Raw genomic sequence first — 26,626 nt, 5'->3', positions numbered from 1 at the left:
ACGAATGTCATGGCGAACTGGTGATTCGCGGCTCTACCCGCCCTCCTCGGTCCGCGCGACCTTGGAGGCATGAACAACGGCACAGATTCCCAGCCGGCCGTGCGGGTTCGTGGACTGCGTCGCACGTACGGGCACGGGCACACGGCGTACGAGGCGGTGCGCGGCGTCGACCTCGACGTGCCCGCCGGAACGATCACCGCCCTCCTCGGCACGAACGGCGCCGGAAAGACCTCCACGCTGGAGGTCATCGAGGGCCTGGCGCCCGCCACCGCGGGCCAGGTCAGCGTCCTGGGCCTCGACCCGCTCGCCGACCGCGCCGCGATCCGCGCGCGCACCGGGGTGCTGCTGCAGCGCAGCGGCTTCTCCGGCGACCTGACGGTCCGCGAGACGCTCCGGCAGTGGGCCGGCACGCTGACCAACCCGCGCCCGATCGACGAGATGCTGGCCATGCTCTCGCTCGAGAGCCGCGCCGACGTGCGCATGCTCGCGCTCTCCGGTGGCGAGACACGCCGCGTCGACCTCGCCTCCGCCCTGATGGGCGACCCCGAGCTCGTGATCCTCGACGAGCCGACGACCGGCCTCGACCCCGAGAGCCGGCGTGAGGTCTGGCGCCTGGTCGAGGGCCTGCGCGAGCGCGGCGCGACCGTGCTCGTCACGACGCACTACCTGGAAGAGGCCGAGACGCTCGCGGACCGGCTGGAGATCATGCACGCCGGGCAGATCGTCCGCTCGGGCACGCCGACCGAGATCGCCAAGGGGCACCCGTCGACGATCAGCTTCGCGCCCCGCCCCGACGTGCCCGAGGACCTGCTCGGCGTCCGCCGGGTCATCCAGGAGCACAACCGCACGACGCTCGAGACCTCCGACCTGCAGGACTCGCTGACCGAGCTGATGGCCTGGGCGGCGCACAACGAGGTGCGCCTCGACGACCTCGACGCCCGCAGCCCGAGCCTCGAGAGCGTGTTCCTCGCGATCGCTGACGGCCGCGACCCCGACCTTCCCACCGAGACCCCGATCGTGGAGGAGACCCTCCGATGAGCACGGCCACCGCAGACCGCTTCTCCGTCAAGCGGACCACGAGCCTCGCGCGCTGGAACCTGGTCCTGCTGACCCGCAACCGGCTGGCGTTCGTCTACGCGGTCGTCATGCCGCTGCTGCCGCTGTTGCTGCTGCTCACCGGCGACCGCGGCTCCGAGACGTCCGGCGCGAGCGCCATCACCACCGTGTTCCTCGTCGCCGGCCTGTTCCCCGTCTACTACAACGTGCTCGCCCAGTTCGTGAACCGGCGCGACGAGCTGGTGCTCAAGCGCATGCGCACGGGCGAGGTGCGGGACGCCGAGCTGGTCGCCAGCATCGCGCTCCCGGGCGTGGCCAGCGCGCTCGCGATCGCCGTGATCTCCGTCCCCGTGGCCGTCGCCTTGGGGCAGGATCTGCCGGTCAACCTGCCGCTGTACCTGGCCGGCGCGGTGCTGACCGTGGTCATGCTCTCCGCGTTCGCCTTCTGGACGGCGGCGTGGACGAAGAGCGCCGAGTCCGCGCAGCTCACTAGCCTCCCGATCATCCTGATCGTCTCCTTCGGACCGGTGTTCTCCTCCATGTCGGGCCTCCCGGACGTGCTCCGCGATCTCGCCGAGCTCACGCCCGGCTCCGCGATGGGCGAGCTGGTGCGGATCGGCTGGTTCGGGCTCGACGGGCTCGACGCCACCAAGACGACGCTGGACTTCGCGGACACGTGGAGCGCCGCGGTCGGGCCGCTGGGCGTGATGGTGGCGTGGACCGCGGTCGCCGTCTCGCTCGCGAAGCGCTCGATGCGGTGGGAGCCGCGGTCCTGAACCTCCGGGGCAGGCGGCGCTGGTCGGAGCTCTCGCGCGTCGAGCGCGTCGGGCTCTACACGCGCCAGTCGCTGTACCTGTTCCTGTGGCTGTTCAACGTCTCGGTGCTGCTGCCCGCGGCGCTGGACCTGGACTCCGCCACCGACGCGATCCTGATCCTGGCCGGCGGGTTGGCCGTGAGCGCGTGCGCGTTCGCGGCCTTCGTGCCGGCCATGCGGCGCTGGCCGGACGTACCGCCGCCGTCGTGGCGGCAGCTCGGCCCGCTGGTGGTCGTGGGCGCCGCGGTCCTCGTGTTCGCCGAGACGTCCCTGCCGAGCGACGTGCAGGGCGCCGCGGTGTTCGTCGTGGCGTCGACGCTGCTGATCACGCTCTCCCTGCAGCCCGGCAACGCCATCGTCGGCGTGCTGCTGGTGGCCTCGGCGCTGCTGTTCGGCCTGACCTCGTGGGCGCCGGCCGGGTTCGCCGTGGGCCTGATCGTCGGCACGTTCTTCGTCTTCACGGTGCGCGCCTCGCTGTGGCTGCTCGGGATCGTCGTCGACCTCGACGAGGCCAGCCAGGTCAAGGCCGAGCTGGCGGTCGTGGAGGAGCGCCTGCGCTTCTCGCGCGACGTGCACGACGTGCTCGGGCGGCGGCTCTCGACGATCGCCGTCCAGGCCGAGCTGGCCGCGACCCTCGCCTCGCGCGGGGACGAGCGCGCGGCCGAGCGGATGCTGGAGGTGCGCAGCGTCGCCCACGAGGCGCTGCGCGAGGCGCGCGAGCTCGCCCGCGGCTACCGCGCGACGAACTTCGGCACCGAGCTGCGCGGGGCGGAGTCGCTGCTGCGGTCGGCGGGGATCGACGTGCGGTGCAGCGGCGGGGATCTGCCGCGCGCGTGGCACGAGGCCGCCGGCTGGGTCGTGCGCGAGGCCGTCACCAACGTGCTCCGGCACTCCCGCGCGCGGTGCGTGGAGATCGCGTACGCCGATGGCGTCCTGCGCGTGGACAACGACGGCGCGCGGCCGTCCGCCGACGGTGACGGCTCGGGCCTGCAGACCCTGCGGGAGCGGCTCGCGCCCCTCGGCGCCGACCTCGAAGCGGGGCCGGCGGACGACGGGCACTGGGTCGTCACCGCCCGGCTGCCTCACGCCGGACCGCTGAGCGCCAGACAGGAGAGGCCATGATCCGCATCCTGCTCGCCGACGACGAGCACCTGATCCGCACCGCGCTCGCGCAGATGCTCGACCTCGAGGACGACCTGAGCGTCGTCGCCGAGGCGGCGTCCGGCGATGTCGCCGTGCAGCTGGCCGTGGAGCACGCGGTCGATGTGGCCGTGCTCGACCTGCAGATGCCCGGGCTGGACGGCATCGCGGTGGCCGAGCAGCTGACCGAGCGCCTGCCCGGCTGCGGCTGCGTGATCGTCACGAGCCACGGGCGGCCCGGCCACCTCAAGCGGGCGCTCAGCGCCGGCGTGCGCGGGTTCCTGCCCAAGACGACGTCCGCGGTGACGCTCGCCTCGGTCGTGCGCACCGTGCACGGCGGCGGCCGCCACGTCGACCCCGAGCTGGCCGCGGAGGCGATCGCCGCCGGCGACAGCCCGCTCACGCCGCGTGAGGCCGACGTGCTCGAGCTGGCGGCGAGCGGCGCGCCGGTCGACGAGATCGCCGACCGCGCGGCGCTCTCGCCGGGCACGGTGCGCAACTACCTGTCGAACGCGATGACGAAGCTCGGGGCGTCCAACCGCCACGAGGCCGTCGCCATCGCGCGGCGCCTAGGCTGGATCTAGCGCGTACGCCTCCTCCGTGCGGGGACGCGCGACGCCGATCAGGGCGAGCAGCACGCTCACCACCGCGACGCCGAGCACGACGCCGGTCGCGGCCCGGTAATCGGTCGTGCTGCCCGCGCCGACCACCGAGGTCACGGCCGCGAGCACGACGGCGCCACCCATCTGGAAGGACGTCTGGACGAGGCCGGCCGCAAGACCCTGCTCGTGGTCGGACACGCCGGCGGTGGCCTGCACGTTGAGTGCCGCGTAGCCGAGCGCGAAGCCGAGACCGAGCAGCAGGATCACCGGCAAGAACGTCAGGAAGTACGGCGTGGCGTCGATCGGCAGGAACAGCGCGTATCCGGCCGTGAACGCGACTGTCGACGCCAGGATCGGCTTCGTGGTGCCGTACCGGCTGATCACGGCACCCATCCGCGGCGCGCCGAAGGCCACGAGCAGGCCGGCGGGGAGGAAGGCCAGTGCGGTCTCGAGCGCGCTCCAGCCGAGCGTGCCCTGCAGGTAGAGGGTGGCCACGAACTGGAAGCCGACGTAGGCGCCGAACAGCGCCATCGCACCGAGGTTCGCCCGGACGAGCGAGCCCGACCGGAGGATGCCGAGCCGCACGAGCGGCTGCCGGGTCCGCCGCTCGACGATGACGAACGTGGCGAGCAACGCGACCGCCCCGATCACCTCGGGCCAGTTCTTCTCGACCAGCGCGTGGACGAGCACGAGCATGCCCGCGGTCAGCAGGACGGCGCCGGGGAGGTCGTACGCGCGCTTGGCGCCCAGGTACGGGCGGTCCTTGGCGAGATAGCGGGGGATCAACGCGAGCACGATCGCCGCGACGGGCACCGGGAGCAGGAACGTCAACCGCCAGTCCGCGCTGGTCAGGAGGCCGCCGAAGACCAGGCCGAAGGAGAACCCGCTGGCGCCGAACGCGTTGAAGATCGCGAGCGCCTTGTTGCGGGCGGGGCCTTCGGTGAAGGTCGTCGTGATCAGCGAGAGCGCGGCCGGGACGGTGAACGCCGCCGCGGCGCCCTTGACGAAGCGGGCGGCGATCAACAGCGCGGGGTCGTCGACGAGCCCACCGACCAGTGACGCGAGGGTGAACACGGCGAGGGCGCCGAACAGCACGCGCCGGCGCCCGAGCAGGTCCGCCGCGCGGCCGCCGAGGAGCAGCAGACCGCCGAGCCCAAGGACGTAGGCCGAGACGATCCACTGCAGCTCGGACGTGGTGAGGCCGAGGTCGGCCTGGATGGACGGCAGCGCGACGCCCACCATGGAGACGTCGAGGCCGTCGAGGAAGACGATCCCGCAGAGGAGGATCAGGGCGCCCCACAGTCGGGCGTCCCACTTGGGGGAGGAGGAGGTCACTCCCAGAACCATACATGCACGTGCATCTAATGCATGTGCAACCTATGCATCGGGTACGATCTAGGGGTGCCCGAAGAGCTAGCGCATCAGTGGCGTGACCTGCTGTCGCAGCATGCGCGCACGGTCTGCGCGCTGGACGAGGCGCTCAGCGCCCACGGGCTGGGCATGAGCGAGTACGAGGTGCTCGAGCGGCTCGCGTGCGAATGCGGCGAACGACCGAGGATGCAGGAGCTGGCCGCTGCGGTGCATCTCAGCCAGAGCGCGTTGTCGCGCACGGTCGGCCGGCTCGAGAAGGACGGCCTCGTGGGCCGCGCGATGTGCCCGGAGGATCGGCGCGGCGTGGCGGTGTGCCTGACGGATGAGGGTCGCGAGCGCTACGAGGCGGCGCGCCCCACGCACCGTCGGGTGCTCGCGGAGACGCTCACTCCGCCGCAGCAGCAGCCGGCGTAGCCCAGAGCGCGAGCTCCAGGGCGCTGGCGAGGCGGTGGTGCGCCGCGTCCTTGACGTCGCCCGCGTCGAGGCGCACGACGATCACGCGGTTGGACGCCGTGTCGAGCTTGAAGCCGCGGCCCGCCATCTCGCACGCCACCTTCCAGGCGTCCTTGCCCGTGTCGCGCAGGTCGATCGCGAGCCGCACCGTGCTCGAGGAGCTCTTGACCTCGGGGCCCAGGACGCGGACGCCGTCGATCTCGGCGATCCGGTCGCGGGCGGTCATCGCGGCGGTGCGGACACGCTCGAGCTCGGCCTCGACCGCGAAGTCGCGGACCGGGGTGAGGAGCTCGGACGGCGGGAAGAAGATCAACGATGGGGCGGCCATGGACAGAACCCTGATCGATGGTCGGGTAATGGACCACCCGCTGCGGGGGTGAACCTGCTCGCCCCCGGGGTTGGTCGGTTCACCCCCGGGGATGAGGACTAAGTGGCGGTGGGGTGGTCGTGTCGCGTAGAGTGAGTTTGTGGTGCACGACTGGCCTGAACGTCACGCCTCGTCCCCCGCTGAGCTGCAAGCGCGTCTGGCCGCCGAACGGGCGGAGGCGCCGTTCCTGGAGCTGCGGGACGGCGACGGCGTGCAGCAGATCGTCCCGCTCGAGGCGCAGCTGACGGTCGGGCGGTCCCCTTCGGCGGGGCTCGCGCTGCCGTGGGACGCGCAGGTCTCGCGCTCGCACACGTCGATCGAGTGCCTGGACGGCGTGTGGACCGTGCTCGACGACGGGCGCTCCACGAACGGCACCTTCGTCAATGAGGAGCGCGTGGCGGGGCGGCGCACGCTGCGGCATCTGGACGTGATCCGGGTCGGCGCCACGCGGTTGCGCTTCCACGACCCCTCGGAGGCGGGGCAGGACTCCAAGTTGACCGAGGTCGCCGGCAACGTCGCCATCCCGACCCTGACGCCCGCGCAGCTGCGGGTGCTCGGCGCGCTGTGCCGCCCGGCGGACGGGCCGGCCTCCAACGAGGAGATCGCGGACGAGCTGACGGTGTCCATAGACACGGTGAAGACGCACATGCGCGCGCTGTTCGACGCGTTCGACCTGCAGTCGTCGGCGCCGTACCGCAAGCGCTTCGAGCTGGTCAAGAAGGCCGTGGACGCCGGCCTCGTCTCGCCGCCTCGATAGCGGCGAGCCTTGCGAACCGGCTTCGCCGGTTGCTTCGGTCGCTTGGAAATCGCTTCGCGGATTTCCCTTCTCTTTGCCTTCGGGTACCTAGCATCGCGGTTGTGAAGCCGCGTGTGCTGTTCGTGGAGGACGAGCCCTCGATCTCCGGGCCGTTCTCCAGCGCCCTGTCGCGCGAGGGGTTCGACCCGGTGGTGGCCGAGTCGCTCGCGGAGGCGCGGGCGGCGCTGGCGGGCGGGTCGTTCGACCTCGTGCTGCTCGACCTGATGTTGCCGGACGGGGACGGGCGCGACCTCGCGCGGGAGGTCCGGGCCTCGGGCTCGGAGGTGCCGATCATCATGCTCACCGCGCGTGGGACGGAGCTCGAGCGGGTGGTCGGGCTCGAGCTCGGCGCCGACGACTACGTGGTCAAGCCGTTCAGCGGGGCGGAGGTGATCGCGCGCATGCGGGCGGTCCTGCGGCGCGTCAAGCCGGCCCCGGCCGCTGCGGCTGAGGTCGTCGTCGGGCCGCTGCGCGTGGAGCTCGGTGCTCGCCGGGTCTTCCTGGACGGTGACGAGGTCGCGTTGTCACGCAAGGAGTTCGACCTGCTGGCCGAGCTGGCGCGGCACGCCGGTGAGGTGGTCACGCGAGAGGATCTGATCGCGCGCGTGTGGGACGAGAACTGGTTCGGGTCGACCAAGACGCTGGACGTCCACGTCGGCTGGCTGCGCGGCAAGCTCGGCGACGACGCGGCCGCGCCGCGCTTCGTGCACACGGTGCGCGGCGTGGGGTTCCGCTTCACGGGGCCGGACGAGTGGCCGTCCTGACGCTGCGCGCCCGGATCGTGCTGGTGCTGGCCTACGTGCTGGTGCTGGCGATCGGGTCGATGCTCGTGCCCTTGGTGCGGTCGGTCCGGGACCGGATCTCCGCCGAGGTGGCGACGGCGGCCGTCTCGCAGGCCGAGGTGGTGGCGGCCACCGCGGGGGATTCCTCCGACCTGGGGGCGCTGGCGACCACGGCCGCGCGGCAGGTCCGGGGCCGCGTGCTCGTGCTGGACGCGCGCGGCGTGGTGGTCGCGGACTCGTCGCCCGGCGGCGTGGGGGCGGAGTACGCGTCGCGGCCGGAGATCGCCTCGGCGTTGCGGGGCGTGCCGTCGCAGGTCGAGCGTGAGAGCGCCACGTTGGACGAGCGGATCCTCGCCACGGCCGTCCCGGTGCTGCGGCAGGGACGGCCCGACGGCGCCGTCCGGATCACACAGAGCGTCGACGCGGTGGACCGCGCCGTGTCGTCGGCGACGATCGGCCTCGTGCTGGTCGGTGGGATCGTGCTGGCGCTCGGGCTGGGCGCGGGTGCGTTCCTGGCGGCCTCGATCACGCGGCCGCTGCGGCGGCTCGCGTCCGCCGCGCGGCGCGCCGGCGAGGGTGACCTGAGCACGCGCGTCGAGGTCGAGGGCTCGCTCGAGCAGCGCGAGGTCGGCCAGGCGTTCAACGAGATGACCGGGCGGGTGCAGCGGATGGTCGACGCGCAGCGCGACTTCGTCGCCGACGCCTCCCACCAGCTGCGCACGCCCTTGACGGGCCTGCGGCTGCGGATCGAGGAGGCGGCGGCGACCGGCTCACGCGAGCAGCTCGATGGCGCGCTCGAGGAGGTCGACCGCCTGTCGGCGGTGGTCTCCGAGCTGCTCGTCCTGAGCGAGGCCGGCGCGGCGCGGGCCCCGGACGCGGTCACCGACCTCCTGGCGGGCGCCGCACGGGCGGTCTCGCGCTACCCGGCGGCCATCATCGAGCTGCGTGGGTCGCCGTCCTTGGTCCGCTGCACGGCCGCCGACCTGGACCGCGTGCTGGACGCCGTGCTCGAGAACGCGATCGACTACGGGCCCGCCGGGCAGACGATCACCGTCACGGTCGCTCCCGGCCGCCTCGCGGTCGCCGACGAGGGGCCGGGCCTGACCCCGGGCGAGGAGGAGACCGTGTTCAACCGCTTCCACCGTGGCGTCGTCGGCCGCGCCTCCCGTCGTCGCGGCACCGGGCTGGGCCTGCCGATCGCCCGCGAGCTCGTCGGCCGCTGGCACGGGACGGTCACCCTGGCGAACGGCGACGGCGGCGGTGCCGTCGCGACGATCACGTTGCCGCCCGCCGACGGCACGACGCCGCACGAGCCCGCCAGGGAGGCGACCGCGTGACGGGCTGGCGCCGCACCGCGGCGATCGTGGCGGCGGCCGTGCTCGGCCTCGTCGTCGCGGCGGGCCTCACGACGGCCGCGAGCTCGTTGTCCGGGCAGAGCGTGGGCCTGTCGTCGGAGCCGCTGACGGCGGGCGAGGGGCTGGCCCCGGCGGCAACGGCGACATCGACGCCGACGCCGTCTCCGCGGCCGACTCGGACGGCGACGCCGCGGCCGACGAGGACCGCGACGCCGCGGCCGACGCGCACGGCGGTGCCGACGCCCACGGTCGACGATGACTCGGGCTCTGGCGGGGACGACGACTCCGGCCGCGGGAGAGGCCGAGGCCGAGGCCGGGGTCGAGGCGGGGACGACTAGCGCGGCCGCGGGAACGGCTGAGCACACCGTCTGGCGCCGCGTCAAGCAACTCGCGCTTCGCGGCGAGTTGCTTGACCCGTCGCGACCGGCGCGCTCTTGTGCGGGTGAGCCAGGTTCCCCGGACTGTGGAACGCGGTTCGCGTTCCCCGTCTTGTAGGGCGAGGACCGGTTTCGCGAGGGGTGGGCCGGCTGGCTTTCCAATAGCGAAACTTCCCCGGCCCACCCCCCCTGCACGGCTGGGCCTTCGTGGGCGGTCATGGCACCTTTTGCCAAAGCTTTCCCTTCGCCTACCCGCCGCTTGGGTGACCGGAGCCGATGGTGTGTGGCATGAGCCTGCGCACCCCCGTCATCGTCGCCGTCGCCCTGCTGTCGGCGCTCGGCGGCGTCGCCGTGGCGGCGGTCGCCCTGCCGTCCACGCCGCCGCGGCCGACGATCGCGGCGGCCACGCCGTCCGCGACCCCGACCCCCGAGGTGCGGACCAAGACGATCCGCCGCACCGTCCACGTCGTCCGCCGCGACGGCGACGCATCGTCGTCCTCCACCAGTGGCGGCACGGGCGCGTCCTCCGCGCCGCGCACGAGCGCCCCGGCCGCCCCCGCGCCGGCACCCGCCGCCCGGTCCGCCCGCAGCGGCGACGACGACTCGAGCCGCAGCCGCGGCCGGGACAGCGGCGACGACGACTCGAGCCGCAGCCGCGGCCGGGGCAGCGAGGGCGACGACTCGGGCCACGAGCGCGGCCGAGGCGGCGACGACGACTCGCGCCACGGCGGCGGCCGGGGCGACGACGACGGTTCGGGCCACGGCCGCGGCCGGGGCGGCGACGACGACGGCGATGGCGACTCGGGCCGCGGACGCGGCCGTGGGCGCGGCGGAGACGACGACGATGACTGACCGCCGCTGGGACGAGCCGCCCCGCCCCGAGCGCAGCGAAGCGCCGACGCAGAAGCTGCCGCCGCTGCCCACGAGCGCGCCGCGCGCCGCCGCGGGCGCTCGCGAGCACGAGTCCTCGACGCCCGCCGCCGCCGACCCCATCGTGGGCGCGGCCGGCGACGAGCCCGCCGGCGCGGGCTCGGCGCGTCACCAAGTGGCCGGGCCGGTGCCACCCCCAGTCCCAGCAGCCGGTCCGGCCGCTTCCGATCCCGACGCGCCTCCGCCGCGCACCGCACCGGGCGCTTCGCCGCGCGCCGCGCGGCGGCCGATCAAGAAGCCCAGCGCCTTCCCGGTCGTCGCGGCCTCGCTCGGCACGTTCTTCGTGATCGTCGCGCTGCTCGCGTTTCAGATGCGAGCGGGGGCGGACCCGGCGATCGGCAAGGGCGAGCCGCAGCTCGTGGCGGCGGCACCGCAGGCGCCACGGCAGGTCGTCGTCCGGCGGGTGATCGTCACGCGGATCGTCGAGCACCGGCCGCGGCGGGGCGCCACGCCGCCGGCGCAGCCGCAGACGACGGCGCCGTCCGCGCCTGCGTCGTCGGGGTCGGCCGCGGCGCCCGCACCGGCCGCGCCCGCCCCGGCACCCGCGCCCGCGCCCGCGGCGCCGGCTCCCGCCCCGTTGGAGACGCGCTCGTCATGACGGACCGGTCGTTCGACTGCATGGGCACGACGGTGCGGCTCGTGGTCGCGGACGAGGCCACGGCGCTCGCGTGCCAGGAGTTCCTGCACGACTTCGATCGCGCGCTCTCGCGGTTCCGGCCGGAGAGCGAGCTGTCGCGGCTGAACGCGAGCCCGCACGCGGAGGTCGAGGCGTCGGCGCTGCTGCGCGCCGCGGTGTCCGCCGGGCTCGTGGCCGCCGAGCTCACGAGCGGGCTCGTCGACCCGACGCTCACCCAGGCGCTCGAGGCGAACGGGTACGACCGCACGCGTCGCGACCCCGAGCTGCCGCTCGAGGACGCGCTCGACCAAGCCCCGCCGCGCGCGCCCGCCACTCCCGGCAGCGCGTGGACGCGCGTCGAGGTCACCGACCACTCGATCCGCCGCCCGCCGGGTCTCCAGCTCGACACGGGCGGGATCGGCAAGGGCCTCGCGGTCGACATGCTCGCGTTGCGCCTCAACGGCGGCCGCTGGGCGATCGACTGCGGCGGCGACCTGCGCGTCTCCGGCGCGTTCGCGGTCAACGTCCGGCACCCGCTCACGGGCGAGACGGTCGAGACCCTGCAACTCCAGGATCAGGCGGTCGCCACGTCGGGCGTCGACCGCCGCCTGTGGCGCGCGCCCGACGGCACGCCGCGCCACCACATCCTCGACCCCGCCACGCGCGAACCCGCGTGGACGGGCGTGATCGGCACCACGGCGCTCGCGCCCACCGCCGCCGAGGCGGACACGCTCGCCAAGGCCGCGCTGCTCAGCGGCCCCGATCACGCACACCGATGGCTCCGCCGCCACGGCGGCCTGTTCATCCTCGACGACGGATCGGTGATCCACGCATGACAGAAGGTCACGAGCTCTGGCTCGTCAGCCGCTCCGCAGGCGTCGTGGCGCTCCTGCTGGTCGCCACGTCGGTTCTGATCGGCCTCACGCTCGCCGCCGGCCTCGGGGGACCACCGCAGCGCCGCCGAGCGCTCGTCGCCATCCACGAGCAGACGGCGCTCGCTTCCCTGATCGCGATCGCCGTGCACGGCCTCGCCCTGCTCGGCGACGGCTTCCTCGAGCCCGGCGTCGCCGGCATCGCGATCCCGTTCGTGATCGACTTCAAGCCGGTCTACGTCGGCCTCGGCATCATCGCCGGCTACCTGGCCGCGGCGCTCGGCCTGAGCTTCTACGCCCGCCGCCGCATCGGCGGCAAGCGCTGGCGCAAGCTGCACCGCGCCACGCCGGTCGTCTACGTCCTCGGCCTGATCCACACGCTCGGGGCCGGCACCGACGCCGGCTCGTCCTGGCTGCGCGCGTTCATGCTCGCGACGGCCGTCCCCGCCGCCGCGCTGCTCCTCGCGCGCCTGGCCAAGAGACCTCGCCCGAAGGGGGCCACCGCATGAGAGTCGTCCTGATCGGCGCCGGACTCGCCGCGCAACGCTGCGCGGAGACCCTGCGCGCCCTCGGCCACGACGGCCCGATCGCCATGTACGGCGACGAGCTGCCCTACGACCGCCCGCCGCTCTCGAAGGCCTTCCTCAAGGGCGAGCGGCCGGACGTCCGCCTCAAGCCGGACCGCTGGTACCGCGACCACGACGTCGACTTCCGCCAACAGCGGGTCACCGACCTCCACGCGCTCACCTACGACACGGCGTTGATCGCCACCGGCGCCACGCCGATCACGCTGGACGCCTTCCCGCACGCGCACACCCTGCGCACCCGCGAGGACGCGATCGCCCTCGACGAGGCGCTCACCACCACGCGCCACCTCGCGATCGTCGGCGCCGGCCTGATCGGCCAGGAGGTCGCGTCCGCCGCCGTCGCGCGCGGCATCCGCACCACGCTGATCGACCTCGACCCGAACCCGTTCGACGCCCTGATGGGCCCGGGCGGCGGCCACCACCTCCGGCGCCTGCACGAGGACAACGGCGTCGAGCTGCGGCTGGGCAACCCCAATACCGGGCCGCTGAACGCCGACACGATCCTCGTCGCGGTCGGCGTCAGGCCGAACTGGACCGCGACCGGCCCGAACGTCTTCCACGCCGGGGACGTCACCGGCAGCGCCCACTGGGAGGCGGCCGTCACGCAGGGGCAGAGCGCCGCCCGCCGCATGCTCGGCCTGCAGCCCAAGCCCGAGCCGGCGCCGCTCGTCTGGTCCGACCAGCACGGCGTCCGCATCCAGCGCGTCGGCGACCCCCGCGACGCGACGCCCAACGGGGACCTGACCTACAGCCGCGCCGGCCGGCTCAGCGCCGTCGTCCTGCTCAACGAACCGCACCGCGTGCGCCAGGCACGCCAAGCCCTCAAGGAGGCCGCATGACCCTCATCGCCCAGATCGACGACGCCGCCTGCCTCGGCCACGGCGATTGCGTCCACGTCGCGCCGAACGTGTTCATCCTCGAAGGGGACGTCGCGGAGCAGCACGCCCCCGGGACCGACGAGCAGCTGCGGCAAGCGGCGCGCGCCTGCCCCGCCGGCGCGATCATCCTCCTCGAAGCGGCGAGCGGAATTGAGGTTGATCCGTAGGGGTGCGGCAGCTAATATCTCAGTCAACCCGACTGAGATTTAGGACCACATGCAAGCCGACCGCTTCACGATCAAGTCCCAGGAGGCGCTGCAGGCCGCCATCGCGGTCGCCGCCGCCCGCAACCACACCGAGACGCAGCCCGAGCACCTGCTCGTCGCGCTGCTCGAGCAGCCCGAGTCCGTCGTCGTGCCCGTCCTGCGCAAGCTGGGCGCGCGGCCCGAGACGATCAAGGGCGAGGTCGAGCAGGCGCTCAACCAGCTGCCGACCATCACCGCCGGCGCGAAGGAGCCGACCACCAGCCGCGAGCTGATGGACGTCCTGCGCCTCGCCGAGCGCGAGGCCGGCAAGCTGCGCGACGAGTACATCTCCACCGAGCACATCCTGCTCGCGCTGGCCGCCGCCCAGGGCGGCGAGGCCGCCAAGTCGCTCAACCGCAACGGCGCCACGCACAAGGCGCTCACGACCGCGATCGAGCAGGTGCGCGGCCCGCACCGCGTCACCGACCAGAGCCCCGAGGACAAGTACCAGGCGCTGCAGAAGTTCGGCCGCGACCTCACCGCCGACGCCGAGGACGGCAAGCTGGACCCGGTCATCGGCCGCGACGACGAGATCCGCCGCGTCATCCAGGTCCTCAGCCGCCGCACCAAGAACAACCCGGTGCTGATCGGCGAGCCGGGCGTCGGCAAGACCGCGATCGCCGAGGGCCTCGCCCAGCGGATCGTCTCCGGCGACATCCCCGAGTCCCTCAAGGACCGCAAGGTCATCTCCTTGGATATCGGCGCGCTGCTGGCCGGCTCCAAGTACCGCGGTGAGTTCGAGGAGCGCCTGAAGGCGGTCCTGAAGGAGATCGCGGACGCCGAGGGCCAGATCATCCTGTTCATGGACGAGCTGCACACGATCGTCGGCGCGGGCGCGGCGGAGGGCGCGGTCGACGCGTCCCAGCTGCTCAAGCCGATGCTCGCCCGCGGCGAGCTGCGCGCGGTCGGCGCGACCACGCTCGACGAGTACAAGAAGCACGTCGAGAAGGACGCCGCGCTCGAGCGCCGCTTCCAGCCGATCTACGTCGGCGAGCCCACCCTCGAGGGCACGATCGCGATCCTGCGTGGCCTGAAGGAGCGCTACGAGGCGCACCACGGCGTCACGATCACCGACGCCGCCCTGATCGCCGCCGCCACGCTCAGCGACCGCTACATCGCCGACCGCTTCCTGCCCGACAAGGCCATCGACCTCGTGGACGAGGCGGCCAGCCGCGTCAGCATCGAGCTGTCCTCCGTCCCGACCGAGATCGACGAGGTCGAGCGCCGCATCAAGCAGCTCGAGATCGAGCAGGTCGCCGTCGGCAAGGACGACACCGCGGCCGAGCGCAAGGCCGAGATCGAGCGCGAGCTCGGCGACCTGCGCGAGCAGGCCAACGCCATGCGCGCCCAGTGGGAGCGCGAGAAGGAGCAGGCCGAGGGCCACGGCAAGCTGCGCGAGCGCCTCGACGAGGCGCGCCGCGAGCTCGAGCGCGCCGAGCGCGAGCTCAACTACCAGCGCGCCGCCGAGCTGCGCCACGGCGAGATCCCGGACCTCGAGGCCAAGCTCGCGGACGCCGAGAGCCGCCCCGCGGAGAGCTACGAGCCGCCGGTCTACCTGTCCGAGCGCGTCGACGTCGACGAGATCGCCGAGGTCGTCGGCAAGTGGACGGGCATCCCGGTGTCCCGCCTGGTCGAGGGCGAGGTGGAGAAGCTCATCCACATGGAGGAGCGCCTGCACCAGCGCGTCATCGGCCAGCACGAGGCCGTCACGGCCGTGTCCGACGCCCTGCGCCGCTCACGGGCGGGCCTGAGCGACCCCGACCGCCCGATCGGCACGTTCCTGTTCCTGGGCCCGACCGGCGTCGGCAAGACCGAGCTCGCCCGCGCGCTCGCCGAGTTCATGTTCGACAGCCAGGACGCGATGATCCGGATCGACATGTCCGAGTACATGGAGAAGCACTCCGTGGCCCGGCTCGTCGGTGCGCCTCCCGGCTACGTCGGCTACGAGGAGGGCGGCCAGCTGACCGAGGCGGTGCGCCGTCGGCCGTACTCCGTCGTGCTCCTGGACGAGATCGAGAAGGCGCACAACGACGTCTTCAACATCCTCCTGCAGGTGTTCGACGACGGCCGCCTCACCGACGGCCAGGGCCGCACGGTGGACTTCAAGAACACCGTCCTGATCATGACCTCGAACATCCCGGGCGGCCGCGCCGGCGTGGAGGCCAACTTCAAGCCGGAGTTCGTCAACCGCCTGGACGACATCGTCGAGTTCGAGCCGCTCTCCCGCGAGCAGCTGCGCGAGATCGTCGACCTCCAGGTCGCCCGCCTGATCGTGCGTGTGGCCGAGCGGGGCGTGGACGTCGCCCTCACGGACGCGGCCCGCGACCTGCTGGGCGACCTCGGCTACGACCCGGCGTACGGCGCGCGCCCGCTCAAGCGCGTGATCTCCAAGTACCTCGTGGACCCGATGGCGCTCGGCCTGCTCAAGAACGAGTACGCCGCCGGCGACCACGTCGAGGTCGACGCGGAGGACGGCGCGCTGCGGTTCACCCGCGTGCGCGTCAGCGAGGAAGCGAAGACGCCGACCCCTGCTTAGTGGTCCGACGCACCTTGATGGTCATCGGAACCCGCGTGCCGGCCGCCTTCGGGTCGTAGCGCGGGTTCTGATCGAACCAGATCGTCCACACGCCCACGCGCGGGCTGTTCTTGAACGGGAACTGCCGGCGTTTGACCGAGAACGTGCCGCAGGGACCCTGCGGCACGTTGAGCTTGACGGTCTTGCGCGCCTTGCCGGCGAACACGTAGTGCGCGTACACGGGCAGGCCCGCCTGCAGGAAGCCGCTGCCGCGGAAGCGCACGCGGTCGGCCGTCCGCGCCCGGGACGGCGACTGCTGCACCGACAGCCGCGTCACCAGCGACGTCGCCTCGATCGTGTTCTCCGGCTTGGCGGGCTCGGACACGCGCAGCGTGAACGCGCGCTGGCCGACCTCGCTCCAGGGCGCCAGCACGCGGCCCGAGATCTTCCCGTCCCAGAGCGTCGGCGGCTGGTCCTGCAGCACCTCGTCGACGAAGATGTCGACCTTGCTGAACGGTGTGAAGCCCTCCGCCTCGACCAGCACGCTCTGCCGTTGCGCCTCCGTGGCGACGACGTAGCACGGGTCGAGCGGCCGCGTCAGGGTCGCGGCGGAAGCCGACCCGGCGAGCAGGGCGAAAAGGGCGGTGGCGGTGGCGGTGGTGCGCAGGAACATCGACGTCATGAACACGGCATGGGCGACGGAGGTTCGGTAGAAGGTTCACAGAACTCATCGAGGAGGACGCTGTGCCGACCTACATCATGCTTTCGACGCTCACGCCTGAGGGAGTCCAGACCGTCAAGAACAACCCGAGCCGCATCCGCGAGGTCAACCGCGAGGTGCAGCAGCTCGGCGCCGAGGTCAAGGCGCAGTGGGCGACCCTGGGCTCGTTCGACTTCGTGAACGTGATCGAGGCGCCCGACGACACGACGATGGCGCGGATCTCGCTGGAGCTGGGATCGCGGGGGTCCGGTCGGTACGAAACGCTGATCGCGATTCCGATTGATGATTTCATCGCTGCCCTGTGAAGGTTCTTGTCATCGGCGGCGGAGGCCGCGAACACGCCATCGTGCGGGCGCTCAAGCGCTCGCCCCAGGCGCCTGAGGTCTTCTGCGCGCCCGGCAACGCCGGGATCGCGGCCGACGCCCCGTACCACGATCCGAACAAGCTCGACGGTTTCGACCTCGTCGTCGTCGGCCCGGAGGCGCCGCTGGTCGCGGGCTTCGCCGACGACTGCCCGGTGCCGGTCTTCGGTCCCAGCGCGGCCGCCGCTCAGCTCGAAGGCTCCAAGGCGCACGCCAAGGAGGTGATGATCGCCGCGGGGGTCCCGACCGCTGCGTACACGGTCGTCCACAGCGTCGAGGCCGGGCTCGGCGCCATCGCCCGCTACCCCACGGTGATCAAGGCCGACGGCCTCGCCGCCGGCAAGGGCGTCGTGATCGCGGGCGACGAGGCCGAGGCGCGCGCCGCGCTGGAGGAGATGCTCGTCGAGCAGCGCTTCGGCGAGGTGCCCGTCGTCGTCGAGGAGTTCCTCCAGGGCACCGAGCTCTCGGTCCTGGCGCTGTGCGACGGCGAGAACGCCATCCCGCTCGCCCCGGCGCGTGACTTCAAGCGCATCGGCGAGGGCGACACCGGCCCCAACACGGGCGGCATGGGCGCCTACTCGCCGGTCGACGGCGCCACGCCCGAGCTGATCGAGGACGTGCGCGTGCGCATTCTGCAGCCGGTGGTGGACGAGCTCAAGCGGCGCGGGACGCCCTTCCACGGCGTCCTCTACGCGGGCCTGATGCTCACCGAGGACGGCCCGTCGACGCTCGAGTTCAACGTCCGCTTCGGCGACCCGGAGACGCAGGTCGTCCTCCCGCGCCTGAAGTCGGACATCCTCGACCTGTTCGTGCGCGCGACCACGCCCGGCGGCCTGAGCGGCGTCGAGCTCGAGTGGGACGAGCGCGCGTGCGTGACCGTCGTGCTCGCCTCCCGCGGCTACCCGGCCACCTCGTCGTCCGGCGACGTGATCACCGGGCTCGACGCGGCCGACGCCGAGGTCACCCACGCGGGCACCGCCACGGAGGACGGCGCCATCGTCACCGCGGGCGGACGCGTCCTGAACGTCACGGCGCTCGGCTCCGACCGGGAGGCCGCCCGCGCCGCTGCCTATGCTGCGGCGGACAAGATCGACTTCCCTGGCAAGACCTACAGACGAGATATCGCGCGATGACTGAACCGACCACCGAGACGCAGCTGGAAACCGAACTCGAAGCCCTGCCGGTGGATGCGCCGGTCGTCGGCATCGTCATGGGCTCCAAGTCCGACATGCCGGTTATGGAGAAGGCCGCGAAGGAGCTGACCGACCGCGGGATCCTCAACGAGATCCGCGTGATGTCCGCCCATCGCGACCCCGACATGGTCGCCGAGTACGCCAAGAACGCACGCATGCGGGGTCTGAAGGTGATCATCGCCGGCGCCGGCCTCGCCGCCGCGCTCCCGGGCGTGGTCGCGGCGCACACCGACCTCCCCGTGATCGGCGTGCCGCTCACGTCGTCGATGACCGTCGCCGGCGGCCTCGACGCCCTCCTGTCGATCGCCCAGATGCCCCCGGGCGTCCCGGTGGCGACGGTCGGCGTCGACAACCCCAAGAACGCTGCGGCACTGGCGGCTCGCATACTGAACGTGTGATCGCTCGCTATACCCGCCCTGAGATCGGGGCCGTCTGGACTGATGAAGCGCGCTTCGGCGCCATGCGCGACGTTGAGGTCGCCGCCGCTGAAGCACTGACCGACGGCCCCACCGAGGCGGAGCTCGAAGCGATTCGTGCCGCGACCTTCACGGTCGACGCGATCAACGAGCGCGAGAAGATCCTGGACCACGACACGGCCGCGTTCGTGGACGTCCTGGCGGCGTCCGCCGGCCCGGCCGGTCGCTGGATCCACTACGGGCTGACGTCCTCGGACGTCGTCGACACGGGCCTCGCCCTGCAGCTCCGGCGCGCGGGCGAGCTGCTCGTCCCCGCCCAGCGCACGCTGGCCTGGGAGCTGGCCGAGAAGGCGCGCGAGCACGCGGACACGCTGAGCGTCGGCCGCACGCACGGCGTGCACGCCGAGCCGACCTCGTTCGGCCTCAAGCTCGCGGGCTACGCGCTGGAGGCGCACCGCAACGCGGAGCGCCTGGAGCGCGCGTTCGACCAGATCACCGCGGCGATCTCCGGAGCCGTCGGGACGTTCGCGACGCTCGGCCCCGAGTACGAGGAGCGCGTCGCCGCGAACCTCGGGCTCAAGACGGAGCCGGTCTCCACACAGGTCGTCCCGCGTGACCGGCACGCGGAGCTGCTGTCGGCGATCGCCCTCGCCGGCGCCGGCCTGGAGCGCTTCGCGACCGAGATCCGCCACCTGCAGCGCACCGAGGTGCGCGAGGTCGAGGAGCCGTTCGGCAAGGGCCAGAAGGGCTCGTCGGCGATGCCGCACAAGCGCAACCCGGTCGTCTCCGAGCGCATCACCGGCCTCTCGCGGGTGCTGCGTGGCAACGCCCAGGCGGCGCTCGAGAACGTCGCGCTGTGGCACGAGCGCGACATCTCGCACTCCTCCGCCGAGCGGATCATCCTCCCGGACAGCACCATCCTGCTCGACCAGATGCAGGCGCTGGCGCTGCGCCTGGTGCGCGGCATGGTCGTCCACGCCGACCGCATGCTGGCCAACCTGGAGATCACCTCCGGCGCGTTGTTCTCGCAGCGTGTGCTGCTGGCGCTCGTCGAGTCGGGCCTGCAGCGTGACGACGCGTACCGGATCGTGCAGCGCCTCGGCCAGCAGGCCTGGGATACGCGCACGCCGCTGCGCCAGCTGCTGGAGGCCGAGGAGGGCGTCGACCTCGACCTGGACGCCGTGTTCGACTACGGGTACTACATCCGCCACGTCCCGACCGTCCTGCAGCGCCTGGAGGTGATCCCATCCCCGCCGTCCTGATCTACGGCGCCCCCGAGGTCTCGGCCACGCTGTTCCACGAGATCCCCGCGGGCATCGGCGACCCGTTCCTGTACCTGGAGAACGACGGCCGCCGCGTGGCGACCGTGTCCGTGCTGGACGCGCACAGCGTCACGCCGCACGGCATCGAGACGATCGACCCGCAGGCGCTCGGGCAGGACGACCTGATCGCCCAGGGCTGGGACCGGCTCGCGATCGAGGCCGAGGTGTGCCTGCGCGCCGCGCGCAAGCTGGACATCGAGACCGCGCGCGTCCCGCCCGACTTCCCGGTCTTCCTCGCCGACTACTTCCGCGCGGCGGGCATCGAGATCAAGATCGACGAGGACGAGTTCGTCCAGCGCCGGCGTGTGAAGTCGGCGTCGGAGCTGGACGGCATCCGGCGGGCGCAGGCGGCCGCCGACGCGGCGATGGGCGTCGCCCGCGACCTCATCCACGAGCTGCGCGACGGGCTCACCTCCGAGGAGGTCCGGCGCGCGATGGCCGCGGTCTGCGAAGCGCACGGCTGCGAGCTCTCAGACGACGCGATCGTCTCGCACGGCGCGCAGTCGGCGATCGGGCACGACTCGGGCTCCGGCCGGATCGGCGCCGGTGAGCCGGTGGTGGTCGACATCTGGCCGCGCGACAAGACCTCGCGCTGCTACGCCGACATGACCCGGACGTTCGTGGCGGGCGGTGGCGAGCCGCCGGAGGAGCTGGCCGAGTACTGGCGCCTGACGAAGGACTCACTGCAGCGCGTGTACGCCGAGCTGAAGGCCGGCGCCAACGGCCGCACGCTGTTCGAGCGCTCCGCCGAGCCGTACATCGAGGCGGGCCACCCGACCCAGCTCAGCAAGGAGCCGGGCACGGTCCTCGAGGACGGCTACTTCCACGGGCTCGGCCACGGCGTCGGCCTGGAGGTGCACGAGCGCCCGTTCATGGGCCGCCTCGGCGACGACCTGCTCGCGGGCGAGGTCGTGACGGTGGAGCCCGGGTGCTACCGGCGCGGGTTCGGCGGCTGCCGGCTCGAGGACCTCGTGCTCGTGACCGAGGACGGCTACGAGATCATCACCCGGTTCCCGTACGACCTGTGAAGTAGGCTGATTGCCCGTGACCACGCTGCCGCTGCTGCATTCGGGCAAGGTCCGGGACATGTACGACCTCGGCGGCGACCTGCTGATGGTCGCCTCCGACCGGATCTCGACCTATGACGCCGTCCATCCCACGCCGATCCCCGACAAGGGGAAGGTCCTCACGGGCCTCTCGGTGCTCTGGTTCGGACTGACCAAGGACATCGTCCCCAACCACTTCCTGAGCGCCACCGACGGCGTGCCGGAGGAGTTCCGCGGCCGCGGCCTGCGCGTGCGCAAGCTCAAGATGCTGCCGGTCGAGTGCATCGTCCGCGGCTACATCACGGGCTCGGGCTGGAAGGACTACAAGAACACCGGCGCCATCTCGGGCATCGAGCTGCCCGAGGGGCTGCAGGAGTCCGAGCAGTTCCCGGAGCCGCTCTACACGCCGTCGACGAAGGCCGAAGTGGGCCACGACGAGGCGATCGACTTCGCCGAGACGGTCAAGCTGCTCGGCTCGGAGGAGCTCGCGGCCCAGGTGCGCGACGTCTCGATCGCGGTCTACAAGGCCGTCGCCGAGTACGCGCGTGAGCGCGGCGTCATCCTCGCCGACACGAAGTTCGAGCTCGGCCTGGATGAGAACGGCGTCCTGACGCTCGGCGACGAGGTCTGCACGCCGGACTCCTCGCGCTTCTGGCCGGTCGACTCCTACGAGGTCGGCAAGGGCCAGCCGTCGTTCGACAAGCAGTACGTCCGCGACTGGGCGACGAACAGCGGCTGGGACAAGAACCCGCCCGCGCCGCCGATCCCGGACGACGTGGTCGCGCAGACGCGCGAGCGGTACGTGACGGCCTACGAGAAGCTCAGCGGCGAGTCCTTCAACGCGTGGCTGGACCGGGTCGCGTGAGCCGCGTCCGCGTGCTGATCCGGCCCAAGGCGGGGATCCTCGATCCCCAGGGCCAGACCGTCGAGCGGGCGCTGCCGGCGCTCGGCTTCGAGGGCGTCACCAACGTGCACGTCGGCCGCCTGGTCGAGCTGGACGTGGAGGACGAGTCGCAGCTGCCCGCCATGTGCGAGAAGCTGCTGGCGAATCCGCTCATCGAGGACTACCAAATCCAGTGGCCGGAAGCCACTGGCCAAAATCAGAACGCGGGGCCGGATGCCCCGCGGAGGTAACCGCGGAGTGAAGTTCGGTGTGGTGCGGTTCCCAGGCACGTGCGACGAGGTCGACGCGTACCTGGCGGCTTCCCGCGTCGGTGACGCGGAGATCCTCTGGCACGCCGACGCGGACCTGAAGGGCGTCGACGCCGTCATCGTCCCCGGTGGGTTCTCCTACGGCGACCACCTGCGGGTCGGCGCCGTCGCGCGCTTCGCGCCGGTGATGGCCGAGGTCGAGACGTTCGCCGCCGACGGCGGACTCGTGCTCGGCATCTGCAACGGCTTCCAGGTGCTGTGCGAGGCGGGCCTGCTGCCCGGCGCGCTGCTCCCGAACACGTCGCTGAAGTTCACCTGCCGGCAGGTGGACCTCGAGGTCGTCAACGCGAGCACCTCCTGGACGAACGTGACCGCGGTCGGCGACGTCCTGTCGATTCCCGCCAAGCACACGACGGGCCGCTACTACGCGCCCGACGCGACGCTCGACGAGCTGGAGGCCAACGGCCAGGTGGTGCTCAAGTACGCCCCGGGCCACAACTTCAACGGCTCCGTGCGGGACATCGCGGGCGTGTCGAACGCGGCGGGCAACGTGGTCGGCCTGATGCCGCACCCCGAGCACGCGGTCGACCCGCTCACGGGCTCCGCGGACGGCCTGAAGCTGTTCGCGTCCGCGGCGGCGGTCCCGGCATGAGCAGGCATCGCGAGCTGGGGCTCACCGACTACGAGTACGACCTGATCGTCGAGAAGATGGGCCGCGAGCCCAACGAGGTCGAGCTGGCCGTCTTCTCGCTGATGTGGTCCGAGCACTGCGGCTACAAGCACTCGCGGCCGCTGTTGAAGACGCTCCCGACCGAGGGTCCGCGGCTCGTGATGGGCCCGGGCGAGAACGCGGGCGCCGTGGACGTGGGCAACGGCCTGTCGTGCGCGTTCAAGGTCGAGTCGCACAACCACCCGAGCGCGGTCGAGCCCTTCCAGGGCGCCGCGACCGGCGTCGGCGGCATCCTGCGCGACATCTTCGCCATCGGCGCGCGGCCGATCGCGATCCTGGACTCGCTCCGCTTCGGCGAGGTGGGCGAGAGCGCCCGCTCCCGCTACCTGCTCGAGCACGCCGTCGCGGGCATCGGCCACTACGGCAACTCGATCGGCATCGCCACCGTCGGCGGCGAGATCTACTTCGAGGGCCCGTACGAGACGAACTGCCTGGTCAACGCGATGGCGGTCGGCCTGATCGAGACGGACGAGCTGATCAAGTCCGCCGCGGCGGGCGTCGGCAACGTCGTCGTGCTGTTCGGCGCGCGCACCGGGCGCGACGGCATCGGCGGCGCCTCCGTGCTGGCGAGCGCCGAGCTCGACGTGGACATGGAGAAGCGCCCGACCGTGCAGATCGGCGACCCGTTCGAGGAGAAGAAGCTCCTCGAGTGCTCGCTCGAGCTGCTGGACCGCAAGCTGCTCGTGGCGCTGCAGGACCTGGGCGCCGCCGGCCTGACGTCCTCGAGCGCCGAGATGGCGGCGAAGGGTGAGGTCGGGCTGGACCTGCACGTGCGGCGCGTGCCGCTGCGCGAGCAGGACATGGAGGCCTTCGAGATCATGATCTCGGAGTCCCAGGAGCGCATGCTGTGTGTCGTCGAGCCCGAGCGCGTGCAGGAAGTGCTGGACGTGTGCGCCAAGTGGGAGGTCAACGCGACCGCCATCGGCGAGGTCACGGACACGCGCCGCCTGCGCGTCTTCGACGGGGACGAGCTGGTCGGCGACCTGCCGGTCGAGGCGCTCGTCGACGAGTGCCCGACGTACGAGCTCGAGCCCGCCGAGCCCGCGACGCCGATCTACCCGGTGCCGCCGCGGCTGCTCGACAGCGAGGACCCGGCCGAGATCCTGCTCGCGCTGCTCGGCTCCGCGAACCTGGCGTCGCGCACGCCCGTGTTCGAGCAGTACGACGCGCTCGTCGGCTCGCGCACGGTCCGCCGGCCCGAGCAGGCCGACGCGGCCGTGTTGCTGCTGCCGGACCCCAAGCACGACGACCGCCTCACGGCGCTGTCGCCGAGCAAGGACGACGACGGCCCCAAGCCCGCGATCGCGGTCTCGATCGACGGCAACGGCCGCCGCGTGGCCGCCGATCCGTACCGAGGTGCGGTCGAGGCCGTGCTCGAGTGCAGCGCGAACCTCGCCTGCGTCGGCGCGGAGCCGCTCGGCCTGACCAACTGCCTGAACTTCGGCAACCCCGAGAAGCCGCACATCGCGTGGCAGTTCTCGCGGGCGATCGCCGGGCTCGGCGACGCGTGCCGCGCGTTCGGCATCCCGGTCGTGGGCGGCAACGTGTCGCTCTACAACGAGGGCAGCGAGGGGCCGATCTACCCGACGCCGGTCGTCGGCCTGGTCGGCGAGCTGCCCGACGCCCGCCGCTCCGGCCGCCTGGCGTTCCAGAACGCCGGTGACGTGATCGCGATCGTCTCGGCCGACTCGTGGGCGCCGTCCAACGCCGCCTCCGAGCTGTCGAAGCTGCGCGGCGAGGCCGTCGAGGGGCCGCTGCCGGCGGTCGACCTCGGCGAGCTGAAGGCGCTGCACGCCGCCATCCGGCAGGCCGTGCGGGCGGGCTCGCTGAGCTCGGCGCACGACGTGGCCGAGGGTGGCGTTGCGGTCGCGCTGGCCGAATCGGCGATCCACAGCGGCCTCGGCGCGACCGTCGGCCGCCTCGACGACCTGTTCGGCGAGGGGCCCGGCGCGTTCATCGTCACCGGCCCGGCGGACGCGATCACCGCCTTCGGCGCCGCCGCGACGGTGATCGGCGAGGTCGGCGGCGACGCGCTGATCATCGAGGGCGCCATCAGCCTGCCGGTCGCGGACCTCGAGCGCGCCTTCTCGGGCGGGCTCGCGGACCTCCTGCATTGATTCGTGTCACCGGCCGTTGTCACAACGGCCGGTGAACATTTCTCATCCAGCGCTCAGCTTTGTAGGGTCACGCCCTTCACCTTGTTGTTTCGACCCTTGAGGGAGGGCGAGTGAGGGGTATCAAGGCTTTGGCGCCGCTGGCAGTGGGAGCTGCGATGGCGGTGGCCGCCGCCGCACCGGCGCAGGCGCAGGTCGAGCAGCCGGCCGGCGCGATCAAGAACATGGAGCTGGTCGGCAACGTGCCGGAGGCCAAGAACGCCACGGCGATCAACTTCATGACCTATGGGAAGAAGGACCGCGGTCACGGTCGCTTCGACTGGATCTGGGACTGGTTCGACAAGCCCGGTGTCGGCAAGGGGCGGGACAAGGGCCAGACCGTCATGCTCGTCACGGGCCGCTTCGGCCTCAAGACGTACGACCTGTCCGACCCGGCGAAGCCGAAGTTCCTCGACGAGATCACCTCCGAGGAGCTGCGCCTCCCGGGTGACCCGCCGTACTCGGCGTCGAACCCGACGTCGACGTTCTGGCAGAACGAGGACATGGACGTCGACTCCAAGCGCAAGCTCGCGCTGCTGTCACGCGACCCGCGCGCGTTCCGTGGCTCCACGACCCGCTCGCCGGGCGATGCCGATCCGAACGGCGCGACCAACATCGCCGGCGTCTACGTGGTCGACGCCAAGAACCCGGCCGACCTGAAGCTGCTCTCGTTCAAGGAGCTGCCGACGGGGCACACGACGTCCTGCGTCAACGACTGCGAGTGGCTGTGGACCGGCGGCCCGGCCCCGACCACCAAGCAGGAGCAGGCGGGCTGGCTGGGTGGCCGCCCGATCATCGCGACCGACCTGCGTGACCCGAAGAACCCGGTCTCCTACCCGCAGAAGCCGGTCGACCTCTTCCGCCAGGACGGCGTCACCGCCTACGCGCACGACGTCGACGTCGACGACCTCGGCATCGCCTGGGTCGCGGGCCTCGGCGGCACGCGCGGCTACTGGACCGACGGCGTCCACTGGGATCCGGTGCAGGGCAAGATCCGCCGCGCGACGCCGATCGACCCGGTGCCGTACGCCGGCGGCGGCCTCTCGCCGACGACCACGAGCGAGAAGTTCAACCCCGGCGTCTCCCAGCTGTCACCGCTGCCCGACGGCAACGCGGGCGGCTGGATGCACAACAGCTGGCGGCCGGTCGGGCTCAACGCGCCGCGGACCGACTGGCGCTACCTCAAGGGCGAGCTCCTGCTCGGCACCGAGGAGTGGTTCGGCGCGGGCGCGAACGCGTGCCGCGACGAGGGCAAGTTCACGATCTCGTCGCTGAAGGGCTCCTACAACGGCGAGGGCTGGCGCTCGACGCCGGAGAAGCCGTTCCGGATGGAGGCCGTCGGCTCGTGGGCCCCGGCCGACAACGAGGGCACGGTCTACAACCTCGGCTCCTGCTCGGCGCACTACTTCGACGTCGACGGCTCGATCGTGACGTACGGCTGGTACGGCCAGGGCACGCGCATCCTCGACATCTCGAACCCGGCGAAGCCGATCCAGATCGCCTACTTCCGCCCCGACGGCGGCAACGTGTGGGCGTCCTACAACGAGGGCGGCTACATCTACACCGCCGACGCCGCCCGCGGTGTGGACATCCTCAAGCTCAAGCCGGGCGCCAAGGCGGCGTCCAGCAAGGCGAAGGAGGTCAACGCGCCGGCGATGTCCAAGGCGCAGGTCGCCTACCTGAAGAACGTCGCCGCCAAGCAGTGGGTGGCGGACCCGAGCACCGGCGGGCTCTGCCTGCTGCCGGTCTTCTAGCGGCCTGCAACGCAGCGAGGG

28 protein-coding genes are annotated in these 26,626 nt (G+C 72.3%); 25 read left to right on the top strand and 3 right to left on the bottom strand.

The window, feature by feature from the left end; all coding sequences use genetic code 11:
• The first annotated feature begins 69 nt into the window (after positions 1 to 69).
• From C8N24_RS10280 to C8N24_RS10265, 4 genes are read left to right on the top strand one after another with little or no spacing between them, the layout of a single operon-like run.
• Positions 70 to 1,038, top strand: coding sequence for an ABC transporter ATP-binding protein (locus C8N24_RS10280; protein WP_121249939.1), 969 nt, complete (start codon positions 70 to 72; stop codon positions 1,036 to 1,038).
• Positions 1,035 to 1,832 carry an ABC transporter permease gene (locus tag C8N24_RS10275; protein ID WP_121249938.1) on the top strand — a complete coding sequence of 266 codons (798 nt, stop codon included), beginning with the start codon at positions 1,035 to 1,037 and terminating at the stop codon, positions 1,830 to 1,832. Before C8N24_RS10280 ends, C8N24_RS10275 begins: the two co-directional genes overlap by 4 nt.
• Positions 1,814 to 2,992, top strand: coding sequence for a sensor histidine kinase (locus C8N24_RS10270; RefSeq protein ID WP_121249937.1), 1,179 nt, complete (start codon positions 1,814 to 1,816; stop codon positions 2,990 to 2,992). Before C8N24_RS10275 ends, C8N24_RS10270 begins: the two co-directional genes overlap by 19 nt.
• Positions 2,989 to 3,594, top strand: coding sequence for a response regulator transcription factor (locus C8N24_RS10265; RefSeq protein ID WP_121249936.1), 606 nt, complete (start codon positions 2,989 to 2,991; stop codon positions 3,592 to 3,594). Before C8N24_RS10270 ends, C8N24_RS10265 begins: the two co-directional genes overlap by 4 nt.
• On the opposite strand, the gene C8N24_RS10260 is transcribed toward C8N24_RS10265, so the two are convergent.
• Entirely contained in the window at positions 3,580 to 4,959 is a 1,380-nt protein-coding gene (locus C8N24_RS10260) for an MFS transporter (RefSeq protein ID WP_121249935.1), read from the bottom strand. The two genes, C8N24_RS10265 and C8N24_RS10260, sit on opposite strands and share 15 nt — an antisense overlap.
• A 21-nt stretch (positions 4,960 to 4,980) precedes the next feature.
• Between C8N24_RS10260 and C8N24_RS10255 the strand changes: the two genes are divergently transcribed.
• Entirely contained in the window at positions 4,981 to 5,397 is a 417-nt protein-coding gene (locus C8N24_RS10255; RefSeq protein ID WP_121249934.1) for a MarR family winged helix-turn-helix transcriptional regulator, read from the top strand.
• Here C8N24_RS10255 and C8N24_RS10250 read toward each other — a convergent pair.
• Positions 5,369 to 5,764, bottom strand: coding sequence for a hypothetical protein (locus tag C8N24_RS10250; RefSeq protein ID WP_147447728.1), 396 nt, complete (start codon positions 5,762 to 5,764; stop codon positions 5,369 to 5,371). The genes C8N24_RS10255 and C8N24_RS10250 overlap by 29 nt on opposite strands.
• 142 nt (positions 5,765 to 5,906) lie before the next feature.
• Here C8N24_RS10250 and C8N24_RS10245 point away from each other — a divergent pair, with 142 nt between their 5' ends.
• The 10 genes from C8N24_RS10245 (at position 5,907) to clpB (ending at position 15,777) form a co-directional block, all read left to right on the top strand.
• Positions 5,907 to 6,560 (top strand): FHA domain-containing protein, encoded by a 654-nt coding sequence (locus C8N24_RS10245; RefSeq protein WP_170178990.1) that lies wholly within the window; start codon positions 5,907 to 5,909, stop codon positions 6,558 to 6,560.
• Between the two features lie 101 nt (positions 6,561 to 6,661).
• On the top strand, positions 6,662 to 7,363 hold the full coding sequence (locus tag C8N24_RS10240) for a response regulator transcription factor (protein WP_211339916.1): 702 nt from the start codon (positions 6,662 to 6,664) through the stop codon (positions 7,361 to 7,363).
• On the top strand, positions 7,351 to 8,718 hold the full coding sequence (locus tag C8N24_RS10235) for a sensor histidine kinase (RefSeq protein ID WP_121249931.1): 1,368 nt from the start codon (positions 7,351 to 7,353) through the stop codon (positions 8,716 to 8,718). The genes C8N24_RS10240 and C8N24_RS10235 overlap by 13 nt, the downstream gene beginning before the upstream one ends.
• 683 nt (positions 8,719 to 9,401) lie before the next feature.
• On the top strand, positions 9,402 to 9,965 hold the full coding sequence (locus C8N24_RS10225) for a hypothetical protein (protein ID WP_121249929.1): 564 nt from the start codon (positions 9,402 to 9,404) through the stop codon (positions 9,963 to 9,965).
• Positions 9,958 to 10,641, top strand: coding sequence for a hypothetical protein (locus C8N24_RS33860; protein WP_170178989.1), 684 nt, complete (start codon positions 9,958 to 9,960; stop codon positions 10,639 to 10,641). The genes C8N24_RS10225 and C8N24_RS33860 overlap by 8 nt, the downstream gene beginning before the upstream one ends.
• Positions 10,638 to 11,495 carry an FAD:protein FMN transferase gene (locus C8N24_RS10215; protein ID WP_121249928.1) on the top strand — a complete coding sequence of 286 codons (858 nt, stop codon included), beginning with the start codon at positions 10,638 to 10,640 and terminating at the stop codon, positions 11,493 to 11,495. The genes C8N24_RS33860 and C8N24_RS10215 overlap by 4 nt, the downstream gene beginning before the upstream one ends.
• Positions 11,492 to 12,040 (top strand): ferric reductase-like transmembrane domain-containing protein, encoded by a 549-nt coding sequence (locus C8N24_RS10210; RefSeq protein ID WP_170178988.1) that lies wholly within the window; start codon positions 11,492 to 11,494, stop codon positions 12,038 to 12,040. Before C8N24_RS10215 ends, C8N24_RS10210 begins: the two co-directional genes overlap by 4 nt.
• Positions 12,037 to 12,957 carry an NAD(P)/FAD-dependent oxidoreductase gene (locus C8N24_RS10205; protein WP_121249926.1) on the top strand — a complete coding sequence of 307 codons (921 nt, stop codon included), beginning with the start codon at positions 12,037 to 12,039 and terminating at the stop codon, positions 12,955 to 12,957. The genes C8N24_RS10210 and C8N24_RS10205 overlap by 4 nt, the downstream gene beginning before the upstream one ends.
• A complete protein-coding gene (locus C8N24_RS10200) occupies positions 12,954 to 13,163 on the top strand; it encodes a ferredoxin (protein WP_121249925.1) in 210 nt (69 codons plus the stop codon). The genes C8N24_RS10205 and C8N24_RS10200 overlap by 4 nt, the downstream gene beginning before the upstream one ends.
• A gap of 49 nt (positions 13,164 to 13,212) precedes the next feature.
• A complete protein-coding gene (gene clpB / locus C8N24_RS10195; protein WP_121249924.1) occupies positions 13,213 to 15,777 on the top strand; it encodes an ATP-dependent chaperone ClpB in 2,565 nt (854 codons plus the stop codon).
• Here the strand turns inward: clpB and C8N24_RS10190 are convergent.
• Complete coding sequence (locus tag C8N24_RS10190) at positions 15,743 to 16,438, bottom strand: hypothetical protein (RefSeq protein WP_147447727.1); 696 nt, start codon at positions 16,436 to 16,438, stop codon at positions 15,743 to 15,745. The two genes, clpB and C8N24_RS10190, sit on opposite strands and share 35 nt — an antisense overlap.
• Before the next feature lie 62 nt (positions 16,439 to 16,500).
• Between C8N24_RS10190 and C8N24_RS10185 the strand changes: the two genes are divergently transcribed.
• The 10 genes from C8N24_RS10185 (at position 16,501) to C8N24_RS10140 (ending at position 26,605) form a co-directional block, all read left to right on the top strand.
• Positions 16,501 to 16,782, top strand: coding sequence for a GYD domain-containing protein (locus tag C8N24_RS10185; protein ID WP_121249922.1), 282 nt, complete (start codon positions 16,501 to 16,503; stop codon positions 16,780 to 16,782).
• The gene (gene purD, locus C8N24_RS10180) at positions 16,779 to 17,972 is read left to right on the top strand and encodes a phosphoribosylamine--glycine ligase (RefSeq protein WP_121249921.1); all 1,194 of its coding nucleotides are present in this window, start codon (positions 16,779 to 16,781) and stop codon (positions 17,970 to 17,972) included. Before C8N24_RS10185 ends, purD begins: the two co-directional genes overlap by 4 nt.
• A 77-nt stretch (positions 17,973 to 18,049) precedes the next feature.
• Entirely contained in the window at positions 18,050 to 18,430 is a 381-nt protein-coding gene (purE, locus tag C8N24_RS10175) for a 5-(carboxyamino)imidazole ribonucleotide mutase (protein ID WP_342794565.1), read from the top strand.
• A complete protein-coding gene (purB, locus tag C8N24_RS10170; protein WP_121249919.1) occupies positions 18,427 to 19,710 on the top strand; it encodes an adenylosuccinate lyase in 1,284 nt (427 codons plus the stop codon). The genes purE and purB overlap by 4 nt, the downstream gene beginning before the upstream one ends.
• A 95-nt stretch (positions 19,711 to 19,805) precedes the next feature.
• Positions 19,806 to 20,798: a M24 family metallopeptidase gene (locus C8N24_RS10165; RefSeq protein WP_147447726.1), complete on the top strand. Its 993-nt coding sequence runs from the start codon at positions 19,806 to 19,808 to the stop codon at positions 20,796 to 20,798.
• Between the two features lie 25 nt (positions 20,799 to 20,823).
• Positions 20,824 to 21,681 carry a phosphoribosylaminoimidazolesuccinocarboxamide synthase gene (locus C8N24_RS10160; RefSeq protein ID WP_121253105.1) on the top strand — a complete coding sequence of 286 codons (858 nt, stop codon included), beginning with the start codon at positions 20,824 to 20,826 and terminating at the stop codon, positions 21,679 to 21,681.
• Complete coding sequence (gene purS, locus C8N24_RS10155) at positions 21,678 to 21,950, top strand: phosphoribosylformylglycinamidine synthase subunit PurS (protein ID WP_121249917.1); 273 nt, start codon at positions 21,678 to 21,680, stop codon at positions 21,948 to 21,950. Before C8N24_RS10160 ends, purS begins: the two co-directional genes overlap by 4 nt.
• The gene (gene purQ / locus C8N24_RS10150; RefSeq protein ID WP_121249916.1) at positions 21,934 to 22,620 is read left to right on the top strand and encodes a phosphoribosylformylglycinamidine synthase subunit PurQ; all 687 of its coding nucleotides are present in this window, start codon (positions 21,934 to 21,936) and stop codon (positions 22,618 to 22,620) included. The genes purS and purQ overlap by 17 nt, the downstream gene beginning before the upstream one ends.
• Entirely contained in the window at positions 22,617 to 24,815 is a 2,199-nt protein-coding gene (gene purL, locus C8N24_RS10145; RefSeq protein WP_121249915.1) for a phosphoribosylformylglycinamidine synthase subunit PurL, read from the top strand. The genes purQ and purL overlap by 4 nt, the downstream gene beginning before the upstream one ends.
• Before the next feature lie 161 nt (positions 24,816 to 24,976).
• Positions 24,977 to 26,605 (top strand): LVIVD repeat-containing protein, encoded by a 1,629-nt coding sequence (locus C8N24_RS10140; RefSeq protein WP_211339914.1) that lies wholly within the window; start codon positions 24,977 to 24,979, stop codon positions 26,603 to 26,605.
• Positions 26,606 to 26,626 lie beyond the last annotated feature (21 nt).

It is taken from the genome of Solirubrobacter pauli (assembly GCF_003633755.1).
Taxonomy (GTDB): domain Bacteria; phylum Actinomycetota; class Thermoleophilia; order Solirubrobacterales; family Solirubrobacteraceae; genus Solirubrobacter; species Solirubrobacter pauli.
Note: the sequence above shows the minus strand (reverse complement) of the source record. Positions and strands in the feature narration are given on the sequence as shown.

What these genes read in the sequence shown, in the direction of transcription:
- C8N24_RS10280 (WP_121249939.1), top strand. Translation starts at nt 70, where the DNA reads ATGAACAACGGCACAGATTCCCAGCCGGCCGTGCGGGTTCGTGGACTG.
- C8N24_RS10200 (WP_121249925.1), top strand. Translation starts at nt 12,954, where the DNA reads ATGACCCTCATCGCCCAGATCGACGACGCCGCCTGCCTCGGCCACGGC.
- C8N24_RS10265 (WP_121249936.1), top strand. Translation starts at nt 2,989, where the DNA reads ATGATCCGCATCCTGCTCGCCGACGACGAGCACCTGATCCGCACCGCG.
- C8N24_RS10215 (WP_121249928.1), top strand. Translation starts at nt 10,638, where the DNA reads ATGACGGACCGGTCGTTCGACTGCATGGGCACGACGGTGCGGCTCGTG.
- C8N24_RS10260 (WP_121249935.1), bottom strand. Translation starts at nt 4,959, where the DNA reads ATGGTTCTGGGAGTGACCTCCTCCTCCCCCAAGTGGGACGCCCGACTG.
- C8N24_RS10205 (WP_121249926.1), top strand. Translation starts at nt 12,037, where the DNA reads ATGAGAGTCGTCCTGATCGGCGCCGGACTCGCCGCGCAACGCTGCGCG.
- purQ (WP_121249916.1), top strand. Translation starts at nt 21,934, where the DNA reads ATGCCCCGCGGAGGTAACCGCGGAGTGAAGTTCGGTGTGGTGCGGTTC.
- C8N24_RS33860 (WP_170178989.1), top strand. Translation starts at nt 9,958, where the DNA reads ATGACTGACCGCCGCTGGGACGAGCCGCCCCGCCCCGAGCGCAGCGAA.
- purE (WP_342794565.1), top strand. Translation starts at nt 18,050, where the DNA reads ATGGGCTCCAAGTCCGACATGCCGGTTATGGAGAAGGCCGCGAAGGAG.
- purL (WP_121249915.1), top strand. Translation starts at nt 22,617, where the DNA reads ATGAGCAGGCATCGCGAGCTGGGGCTCACCGACTACGAGTACGACCTG.
- C8N24_RS10250 (WP_147447728.1), bottom strand. Translation starts at nt 5,764, where the DNA reads ATGGCCGCCCCATCGTTGATCTTCTTCCCGCCGTCCGAGCTCCTCACC.
- C8N24_RS10190 (WP_147447727.1), bottom strand. Translation starts at nt 16,438, where the DNA reads ATGACGTCGATGTTCCTGCGCACCACCGCCACCGCCACCGCCCTTTTC.
- C8N24_RS10275 (WP_121249938.1), top strand. Translation starts at nt 1,035, where the DNA reads ATGAGCACGGCCACCGCAGACCGCTTCTCCGTCAAGCGGACCACGAGC.
- C8N24_RS10210 (WP_170178988.1), top strand. Translation starts at nt 11,492, where the DNA reads ATGACAGAAGGTCACGAGCTCTGGCTCGTCAGCCGCTCCGCAGGCGTC.
- clpB (WP_121249924.1), top strand. Translation starts at nt 13,213, where the DNA reads ATGCAAGCCGACCGCTTCACGATCAAGTCCCAGGAGGCGCTGCAGGCC.
- C8N24_RS10225 (WP_121249929.1), top strand. Translation starts at nt 9,402, where the DNA reads ATGAGCCTGCGCACCCCCGTCATCGTCGCCGTCGCCCTGCTGTCGGCG.
- C8N24_RS10255 (WP_121249934.1), top strand. Translation starts at nt 4,981, where the DNA reads ATGTGCAACCTATGCATCGGGTACGATCTAGGGGTGCCCGAAGAGCTA.